Source organism: Streptomyces katrae, from assembly GCF_000966975.1.
GTDB classification, from domain to species: domain Bacteria; phylum Actinomycetota; class Actinomycetes; order Streptomycetales; family Streptomycetaceae; genus Streptomyces; species Streptomyces katrae.
The window spans coordinates 1-8,844 of the sequence record NZ_JZWV01000189.1; the positions used below are offsets into that span (position 1 = coordinate 1).

General features: G+C 73.6%; 8 protein-coding genes and 1 pseudogene. 7 read left to right on the forward strand and 2 right to left on the reverse strand.

Features of this window, described 5'->3' with window-relative positions; genetic code table 11:
• The first annotated feature begins 247 nt into the window (after positions 1–247).
• Positions 248–757, forward strand: coding sequence for a universal stress protein (locus VR44_RS08880; RefSeq protein WP_045946856.1), 510 nt, complete (start codon positions 248–250; stop codon positions 755–757).
• A gap of 257 nt (positions 758–1,014) precedes the next feature.
• Here the strand turns inward: VR44_RS08880 and VR44_RS08885 are convergent, their stop codons facing one another.
• Positions 1,015–2,484: an NAD(P)/FAD-dependent oxidoreductase gene (locus tag VR44_RS08885; protein WP_157880257.1), complete on the reverse strand. Its 1,470-nt coding sequence runs from the start codon at positions 2,482–2,484 to the stop codon at positions 1,015–1,017.
• Between the two features lie 161 nt (positions 2,485–2,645).
• On the opposite strand from VR44_RS08885, the gene VR44_RS08890 reads away from it, so the two are divergent.
• From VR44_RS08890 to mtnB, 4 genes and pseudogenes are all read left to right on the forward strand, one after another.
• Entirely contained in the window at positions 2,646–3,122 is a 477-nt protein-coding gene (locus tag VR44_RS08890; RefSeq protein ID WP_045946857.1) for a cupin domain-containing protein, read from the forward strand.
• A 166-nt stretch (positions 3,123–3,288) separates the two neighbouring features.
• On the forward strand, positions 3,289–3,900 hold the full coding sequence (locus tag VR44_RS08895; protein ID WP_045946858.1) for a 1,2-dihydroxy-3-keto-5-methylthiopentene dioxygenase: 612 nt from the start codon (positions 3,289–3,291) through the stop codon (positions 3,898–3,900).
• Positions 3,897–4,543, forward strand: a pseudogene (gene mtnC / locus VR44_RS42370) (acireductone synthase). The gene VR44_RS08895 and the pseudogene mtnC overlap by 4 nt, the downstream one beginning before the upstream one ends.
• Positions 4,540–5,139 carry a methylthioribulose 1-phosphate dehydratase gene (mtnB, locus tag VR44_RS08900; protein WP_045946859.1) on the forward strand — a complete coding sequence of 200 codons (600 nt, stop codon included), beginning with the start codon at positions 4,540–4,542 and terminating at the stop codon, positions 5,137–5,139. The pseudogene mtnC and the gene mtnB overlap by 4 nt, the downstream one beginning before the upstream one ends.
• Before the next feature lie 97 nt (positions 5,140–5,236).
• On the opposite strand, the gene mtnA is transcribed toward mtnB, so the two are convergent.
• Positions 5,237–6,268, reverse strand: a complete 1,032-nt coding sequence (gene mtnA, locus VR44_RS08905; RefSeq protein WP_045946860.1) for an S-methyl-5-thioribose-1-phosphate isomerase — start codon at positions 6,266–6,268, stop codon at positions 5,237–5,239.
• A gap of 406 nt (positions 6,269–6,674) precedes the next feature.
• Between mtnA and VR44_RS08910 the strand changes: the two genes are divergently transcribed.
• Positions 6,675–7,724 (forward strand): BMP family ABC transporter substrate-binding protein, encoded by a 1,050-nt coding sequence (locus VR44_RS08910; RefSeq protein WP_045946863.1) that lies wholly within the window; start codon positions 6,675–6,677, stop codon positions 7,722–7,724.
• Positions 7,705–8,844: ABC transporter ATP-binding protein (locus VR44_RS08915; protein ID WP_045946861.1), on the forward strand; the 1,140-nt coding region annotated here is incomplete at its 3' end. The genes VR44_RS08910 and VR44_RS08915, both read left to right, overlap by 20 nt.

Genomic DNA, 8,844 nt, shown 5'->3' on the forward strand with positions numbered 1-8,844 from the left:
AACCCGACCGCAGCCGCCGCCCCCACGTGCACGCCGGCTGACGGTCGGCACGAGGAGGCGGAGACGGATCCCGGGCCCGGGAGGAGTTCCTCGGGCTCGGGATCCTCGTCGTACGAGCGGCGGCATAGGGTGTCAGCAACGCGTCAGAATCGCCGCAGACCGTGTCAGAGGACCGTCAGCGATCCGGCCCCGCAACCCCTCCCTGCCGTTGGATGGGCCTCCTGAACGGATCGACGGGGGAGGAAGCATGCCGCAGGTGGTCGTAGGTGTCGGTGGGGGCCTGGGCGGCCTGGGAGTACTTCACCGGGCCGCTGTCGAGGCCCGGCTGCGGCGGGTGGAGCTGTGCGCGGTACTGGCGTGGCAGGCCCCGGACGGCGGACCGGGCAGCCGCACCTCCTGCGGAGCACCGGTCCTGGCACTGTGCCGGTCGGCCGCGGCGCACCGGCTGCGGGAGGTGCTCGGCACCGCGTTCGGCGCCGGGGCCCCGGACCTCACCGTCACGGGCCTCACCGTGCGGGGCACGGCGGGCGCCGCGCTCGTCGACGTCGCGCGCGACCCGGACGACCTGCTCGTGGTGGGCTCGGGCCCCCGAGGACCGCTGCGCCGCCTGCTGCGCCCCTCCGTCGCCCGCTACGTCCTCGCGCACGCGGCCTGCCCCGTCCTGACCGTACCCCCGTCCCCGCTCCAGGCCGAGTACGAGGCGGTCCACCGCCGCAACTCCTGGCGGCTACCGCTCGACGCCCGGGAACTCGCCTGACGCCGCGGGGCCGCTTCTGCTCCGCCGGGCTCGCCGTCCGTCCGGGTCCGGTACAGGCTCCTGTGGTCGCCCGTACGGGCCAACGGTGCCCCCGCGGACCTCGACTCCGACGCCGTCCCGGACACGTCGAACACCGGCCAGTACGCCACCGCCGAAGTGACCACCGGTGCCCCGGCACCGTCGACCACACCATCGACGCCGGCCTCTACCTCAACCGGCTCTGACCCGCCCCGGTCGTAGCGCGGGCGCCCCCCGCGCTACGACCGCGGCACCGCCATGTGGCCCGCTCGAGGTGTTCCCCATCCAGCCCGCGCGTCGAGATGGCTCCGGGCCAGTTCGGCCAGGGCGGGGCCCTGTTCATAGGCGAGCGGCGCGAGTTCCGGGGGCGGGACGTAGCCGTCCGGCATCCGCCCGTAGGCCTGCTCCATCAACTGCCGGTAGGCGTCGGCGAGGAGGCCCGGCCAGTCGCCGGTCAGCGGCGGGCGCATCCGTGACTCCGCCGCCAGCGCCGCGTGGTGGGACACGGCCTCCTCGACGGCCTCCGTGATGCTCCGGTCGGCGATGGGCGCCCGGTCGGGCCGCCAGGGTGCCAGCCAGGGGCTCGGCGTGCCGTGGAGGATCTGGGCGGTGAGCTCCTGGGCGATCAGCGGTGAGGCGTGCAGGCCGTCGCGGTGGGTGCCGGTGGCGACCCACAGGCCGGGGCGGCCGGTGGCGCCGAGGAGCGGGTGGCCGTCCAGGCCGACGGGCCGGTTGCCGTGGTGGACCCGGTCGACGCGGGCGGTGGCCAGGCCGTGGTGGAGCTGGCCGAGTCCGGCGTCCAGCAGGAAGCGCAGTGCGCCCGCGGTCGGCGCTTCGCCGGGTTCCAGGGCAGGGGCGGCGGAGGCGCCGAGGTACCAGCCGCCGTCGGCCTGGGGGACGGCGTGCAGTCCGCACGCGTACGCGCGGTTGGGCGTACGGAGTACCACCGGCGGCGCCGGCTGAGGTGCGCGGACGCTGACGGCCGTGCCCTCCGCCGAGACCACCGGCAGCACGGGCAGCTCGGGATCCAGGCCGGTGAGCAGCGGACTCGTCCACGCCCCGGCCGCGACGACGACCTTCTCCGCCCGGAACACGCCGTCGGGGGTGGTCAGTTCGTATTCCTCCCCGGCTGCCCGCAGCCGTCCGGACCCGGTGCGCAGGACGTTGGGCAGCGCCCTCAGGGCCGTGTCCAGGGTGTCCAGCCAGCGGCGGGCGTCCAGGAAGCCCTCCTGTGGCAGGAAGAGCGCGCGCAGCGCGCGGTCGTTGTCCAGCGGCCGGTAGGACGGCACGTCCGGGACGTCGACGTCCTCCACCGGCAGACCGTACCGGGCGCCCGCGCCCCGCATGGCCTCCGTCGCCTCCTCGTCCAGGGGCCCGGAGACCGCGTTGAGGAGGACGTACGTGCCCGTGCCGTACCCGTCCGGGCCGGGCGGAGCGACCTCCTCGGCGACGGCACGCACCCGCTGCCGCCAGGCGGGCCACAACCGCGCCGCCTCCACCGCCATACCGGTACGCAGCGTGCCGTGGCGGGTCCGCAGGCCGGCGGCCGTCACCTCGCCCAGCACCCCCAGCATCGCGCCGGCCGCCCGCGAGGCCCCCGGCCCCCGCCTGCCCGACAAGACCACCCGCACCGACGGTTCGGCGCTCGCCAGCGCGTAGGCCACCGAACGGCCCAATACCCCTGCCCCCACCACCAGCACGTCCGCCACAGAACTCCCTCCGGCCCCACCTGGACTTCGACCGGGCACCGGGCCGGTCGGCTCGAGTATCACTGGCGTCGGGGCATGACACGCCCGTGAGTCTGGAAAGGTTGGCCCGGCGCAGAACCTGCGCCCGAACGCGTACCACCTCCGTCGACCGGGAGAGAAGCATGACCATCAAGGACATCGGGCCCGAACCCCAGAGTTTCGACCTCGAGCGGGCGACGCTGGAGAACACCGACTACCGCTCGGTCGCCTGGTCCGGGAAGTACCTCCAGCTGACCCTCATGTCGATCCCGGTGGGCGAGGACATCGGGCTGGAGGCACATCCGGAGACCGACCAGTTCCTCCGGCTCGACGCGGGCCGCGGCCGTGTCCAGATGGGCAGCGCGAAGGACCGGCTCGACTTCGACCGGGAGGTCGAGGACGGCTGGGCGGTCTTCGTACCCGCCGGCACCTGGCACAACGTCACCAACATCGGTGACGAGCCCTTGCAGCTCTACGCCGTGTACGCGCCGGTCCACCACGCGCCGGACAAGGTCCACGCGACGTTCGCGGACGCGGAGCGCGACGAGGCCGCGGGCGGCGACGAGCCGCCGAGCTGGTCGGTCCAGCCCGCCCGGCAGGTGTCGGACGAGCACGCCTGACCGGGATCCTGCTCCGACCGCCGGAACGGATGGGGTTGCGGCGGTCGGCCGCCGCGGGCACCTGCCATACGCCCGCCACGCTGCGGCAACAACGGGCGGCGAGAATCGGCCCCGGGGCCGGGGCCGCACTCCCGCACCCTCTCCCATCCCACCCTGGAGCATTCCCGTGACGCTGCTGACGACCTGGCCGGAGAGCGGCCCCGAGACCGTCGTACGCCGTACCTCCGAGCCCGGCGAGATCGCCGCGGCCCTGGCGCCGCTCGGAGTCCGCTACGAACAGTGGCCGGTGCGCGACGACGTTCCGGCGGACGCCGACAGCGATACCGTCCTCACCGCCTACCGGGCCGAGATCGACCGGCTGACCGCGGCGGAGGGCTTCGCCACCGTCGACGTGGTCGCCCTGCACCCGAGTGACGACCCCGGCTTCGCCGGGAAGGCGAAGGCCGCGCGGGAGAAGTTCCTGGAGGAACACACGCACGATGACGACGACGAAGTGCGCTTCTTCGTCGCGGGCTCCGGCATCTTCTACCTCCACGTGGACGGTGAGGTCCACGCGGTGCTGTGCGAGCGCGGGGACCTCCTCGGCGTGCCCAGGGGCACCACCCACTGGTTCGACATGGGCACCCGGCCGGCCTTCACCGCGATCCGCTTCTTCCACGAGGAGGACGGCTGGATCGGCAGCTTCACCGGCAGTGGCATCTCGCGGCGCTTCCCCGACTTCGACACGATCGCGGCGCAGTACGCGGAGTACGCGGAGTACGCGGAGTACCCGGCGTGAGTCCGGGAGCGGAGGCCGTCGTACTGGACATCGAGGGCACCACGAGCTCCACCGGCTTCGTCACCGACGTGCTCCACCCGTACGCGCGCCGGCGGTTCGGCGCCCTGCTCGCCGAGCGGTCCGGGGAACCGGAGGTGGCCCGCGCCCTCGCCCAGGTGCGGGCCGAGCTGGAGGAGCCGCACGCGGGACCGGCACGGATCGAGGAGGCACTGAACGCCTGGCTCGACGCGGACCGCAAAGTGACGCCGCTGAAGACGCTCCAGGGGGTGCTGTGGGCCGAGGGGTTCGCACGCGGCGACCTCGTCTCGCACTTCTACGGGGACGTGGTCCCCGCGCTGCGACGGTGGCGTGCGGCGGGCCTACGGCTGTACGTGTACTCGTCCGGTTCGGTCGCCGCCCAGCGGGCGTGGTTCCGCCACAGCCCCGAGGGGGATCTGCGCGACCTCGTCACCGGCTGGTACGACACGGAGAACGCGGGACCGAAACTGGAGGCGGCATCCTTCCGGGCGATCGCCGCGGACACCGGGATCCCGCCCGCCCGGCTGCTGTTCCTCCGGGGGAGCCGTACTACGAGCAGGGGCCGGGGGAGCACCCGCAGGCCCGGACCTTCGAGGACATCGACCCGGTGGGGAGCGGAGCATGACGGCGGTGACCGGCCTGGAGCAGGCGGGGGCGGTACTGGCGGCCGAGGCGGCGCGGTTCGCCTCCTTCGGCTGGATGCGCGGCACCTCGGGCAACCTGTCGGTACTCCTCTCCCGCGAGCCCTTCCGGCTGGCCGTCACGGCCGGCGGGCACGACAAGGGTGAACTCACCGCCGAGGACGTGGTGCTGGTCGACGGGCGGGGTGCGGCGGTGGGCGGTGGCAGGCCGTCCGCCGAAGCGGAGCTGCACGCCCGGGTGGCACGCCTCACCGGTGCGAAAGCGGTGGTGCACGTGCACACGGTCGCCTCCGTCCTCATGGGGCGCAGGCAGCCCGGCGGCATCGTCCTGAAGGACCTGGAGATGCTCAAGGGGATCGGCCATCCGGCGGAGGGGGAGGAGGTGACCCTGCCCGTGATAGCCAACAGCCAGGACATGCGGGTGCTCGGAGACCGCCTGGAGGCCGCCCGCGACCCGCGCATGCCGGCGGTGGTCGTTGCGGGGCACGGCCTGTACGTGTGGGGCGACTCACCGCGCCAGGCGCGTCACCACACCGAGGTCGTGGAGTGGCTCCTGGAACTGGAGCTGGCGGCCGGCTGACGTACGCCTCCGCGCCCAGGGCGCCCCCCTGCGAGGGGAGCGCCCCTTCGGCATGCCCGGATCGGGGGCCGGGCCCGCGCCCCGGTCCGGGCCGGGCTCAGGCCAGGTGCAGACCGGGCAGTTCACCCGCCGAGACCTCCAGGACACCCCTTTCGGTGACCAGGGCGGTCACCAGACCACCCGGCGTCACGTCAAAGGCGGGGTTGTGGCCGCGGGAGCCCGCCGGGGCGGTACGGACACCCGCCCACTCCAACACCTCCGCCTCGTCCCGCAGTTCGATGGTGATGCCGTCTCCGTGCGGGGTCGCCAGGTCCACCGTCGTGGTGGGGGCGGCCACGACGAACGGGATGCCCGCGTACGCACAGGCCAGCGCGATGCCGACCGTGCCGACCTTGTTCGCGGTGTCGCCGTTCGCCGCGATCCGGTCGGCGCCCACCACCGCCACGTCGACCTCCCCGCGCAGAATGGTTCCGGCCGCCGCGCCGTCGGCCTGGACGTAGTGCGCGATGCCCTCCTGGGCCAGCTCCCAGGCGGTCAGCCGGGCACCCTGCAGGAGCGGTCGCGTCTCGTCGGCGTACACCGTCTCCAGCCGTTCGCGCGCGTGCAGTTCCCGGATCACGCCGAGCGCAGTGCCCCAGCCGGCCGTGGCGAGCGCCCCGGTGTTGCAGTGCGTCAGGACGCGCAGCGGGCGGTCCTCGCCCTGCCGCTTCAGCAGCCAGTCCGCGCCGTGCGCGCCCAGTGCGTGGTTGGCCTCCACGTCCTCGCGCTGCACGGCGGCCGCCTCGGCCAGTACCGCCGTCACGCCGTCGTCCAGCCGGGCCAGCACCCGGTCCACGGAGACGGCCAGGTTGACCGCGGTCGGCCGCGCCGCCCGGATCCGGGCCACCTCCGCCCGTATCCGGCTGCCGTCCCACCCTTCGCGCTCCGCCTGGAGCAGCGCGATCGCCACGCCGTACGCCCCGGCGGCGCCGATCGCCGGGGCGCCGCGCACCACCAGCCGCCTGACCGCGTCGACCAGCCCGTCCACGTCCGTGACGCGCAGCACCACCTCACGGTGCGGCAGAGCGGTCTGGTCGATCAGCGCGAGACCGTCTCCGGCCCACTCGACGGCACGCAGTTCCCTGGTCATGACGATGCACTCCAAAGGCTTGGAAGAAGGGAGGGGGAGGGAGGGGTGCGCGTCACCGTACAGCAGTCCCGGGAACCACAGTTCGAGACGGAAGACGGGCCGGCCACACCTGGTGCTACTCTCCTGGCCTCGACGATCCGTCGCCCCCAGTCCGAGGAGGAGAGCGCACATGCTGCTGACGCTGCGCCGCTACCTCGACTACGGCCGGTGCGCCAGCGACGCCTGTCGCGGCTGAGCGCCCCCTCGCCGAACCACTGACGAGCGCTTTCACAACTCGTCGGATTTCACACCGATTTCATCGAAGCATCGCGCCGTTCACACCCGAGCGGCCGCCCACCCCCGCGCACCCCCGAGCTGCCGTACTCCCGTACGCCCTGCCGCCGTGCCGTCCTGGAAGGTCACCTCCATGTCCCGGAGATCCCGAATCCGCGCCCTTCGAGCCGCCGCGACCGTGGCGGGAGGCGTCCTCCTCGCCACCGGCTGCAACGCGGCGGCGGCGAAGAAGGAGGAGGGCGGCAAGGGCGCCGGCCCGGCGTTCACGCTCGTCACCCCCGACGCGGTGGGGCAGAACGAGTTCCTGAAGCTCTCCGTGGACGGGGTGAAAGCCGCGGCCAAGGCCCGCTCGGGAAGCTCCAGGGTGTACGAGTCCACCGACGCGGCCTCCCGGCAGCTGAACGTCCAGGCCGCCGTCGACGCCAAGCCCGCCGTCATCGTCCTGGTCGGCTTCGAGTTCGCCGACCTGGTGGCCCGGCAGGCCGAGGACCACCCGGACCAGAAGTTCCTCGTGGTCGACGCCTGCACCGGGAAGACGTACGCCAACGTGAGCTGCGCCGTCTTCCGCGAGCACGAAGCCGTCTTCCTGGCCGGTGCCGAAGCCGGGCTGCTCACCAAGAGCGGCAAGGTCGGGGCGGTCGACGTCATCGACACCCCCCAGTTCCGGCGGTACAGCGACCCGTTCGCGGCCGGGGCCAAGGCGGTCACACCGTCGAGCGAGGCGTCCACCCGCTTCGTCGGCGGCCAGTCCCCCTTCAACGACTCGGCCCGCGCGAAGGAGCAGGCGAACTCCCTGATCTCCGGTGGGACCGACCAGGTGATGGCGGCCGCGGCCGCGGGCAACTACGGCGTCTTCGAGGCGGCGAAGGCCAAGGGCGCCTTCGCGTACGGCGTGGACGTCAACCAGTGCGCCACCGCGCCCGGCACCGTCGTCGACAACGTCATCAAGAAGACCGACGTCGCCGTCCGCAAGGGCATCGATCAGGTGCTCGGCGGCCAGGCCGGGGGGACCGCCTCCTACGGGCTCAAGGAGGGCGGCATCAGCCTGACCGGCCTGGAGGAGAACGTCGCCGGATCCCAGTGCGTCATCGCACAGCACCCCCAGGTCCTCGACCGGGTGAAGCAGCTGCGCGACCAGATCGTCTCCGGGGAGCTGAAGGTCGATGACCCGGCTGCCAAGTAGCCCCGAAGAGGCGGTCGTCGAGCTCACCGGCATCACCAAGCGCTACCCCGGCACCCTTGCGAACGACGCCGTCGACCTGACCGTGCGGAGCGGCGAGATCCACGCCCTCATGGGGGAGAACGGTGCCGGGAAGTCCACCCTCATGTCCGTCCTGTACGGGGAGGTGCGGCCGGACGCGGGCACGATCCGGCTCGGCGGGCGCGAAGTCCGCTTCTCCGGCCCGTCGGACGCGATCCGCGCCGGACTCGGGATGGTCCACCAGAGCTTCCGGCTCTTCGACTCGCTGACCGTCGCCGAGAACGTCCTCTTCGGCGCCGAACCCCGCCGCCGCGGACTCCTCGACCGCGCGGCCGCGCGCCAGCGGGTCGCCGCACTCGCCGAGGAACACGGGCTGCCCGTCGACCCCGACGCCCGCGTCGGCACCCTGCCCGTCGGAGTGCGGCAGCGGGTGGAGATCCTCAGACTGCTGCACCGCGGCGCCCGCGTCCTGATCCTCGACGAACCGACGGCCGTGCTCACCCCCGACGAGGCAGGACGCCTGTTCACCGTCCTGAAGTCGCTGGCCACGCAGGGCCGTTCCGTCGTCCTCGTCACCCACAAGCTCCACGAGGTGCTGGAGGGCACCGACCGTGTCACCGTCCTGCGCGACGGCCGGGTCACCGCCCGGCTGCGGACCCGCGACACCACCGCGGGCGAACTCGCCGAGGCGATGACCGGCCGCCGCGTGGACCTCGACCGCGTGCACCCACCCGGCACTCCCGGCCCGGAGGTGCTGACCGTGACCGGAGTACGCGGGGTGGACCTGACCGTGCGGGCCGGTGAGATCGTCGGCATCGCCGGTGTCGCCGGCAACGGCCAGAGCGAACTCGTCGAGGCCCTCGCCGGCCTGCGCCCCGTCGGCACCGGCCGCATCGAACTCGCCGGACACGACATCACCCACGCCCCACCCGCCCGGCGCCGTGCGGCCGGCCTCGCCCACATACCCGAGGACCGCACGGCCGTGGGCACCGCGCCCACCGCCTCCGTCGCGGACAACCTGGCGATGGGCCACCACAGGCGGCGGCTCGCCACCCGCCGCGGACTGCTGCGCCCCGCCGTCCTGCGCGCACACGCCCGTAGC

Bases quoted from the DNA above. Each gene is read 5' to 3' on its own strand.
- VR44_RS08880 (WP_045946856.1), top strand. From the start codon at position 248: ATGCCGCAGGTGGTCGTAGGTGTCGGTGGGGGCCTGGGCGGCCTGGGA.
- VR44_RS08890 (WP_045946857.1), top strand. From the start codon at position 2,646: ATGACCATCAAGGACATCGGGCCCGAACCCCAGAGTTTCGACCTCGAG.
- mtnB (WP_045946859.1), top strand. From the start codon at position 4,540: ATGACGGCGGTGACCGGCCTGGAGCAGGCGGGGGCGGTACTGGCGGCC.
- mtnA (WP_045946860.1), bottom strand. From the start codon at position 6,268: ATGACCAGGGAACTGCGTGCCGTCGAGTGGGCCGGAGACGGTCTCGCG.
- VR44_RS08910 (WP_045946863.1), top strand. From the start codon at position 6,675: ATGTCCCGGAGATCCCGAATCCGCGCCCTTCGAGCCGCCGCGACCGTG.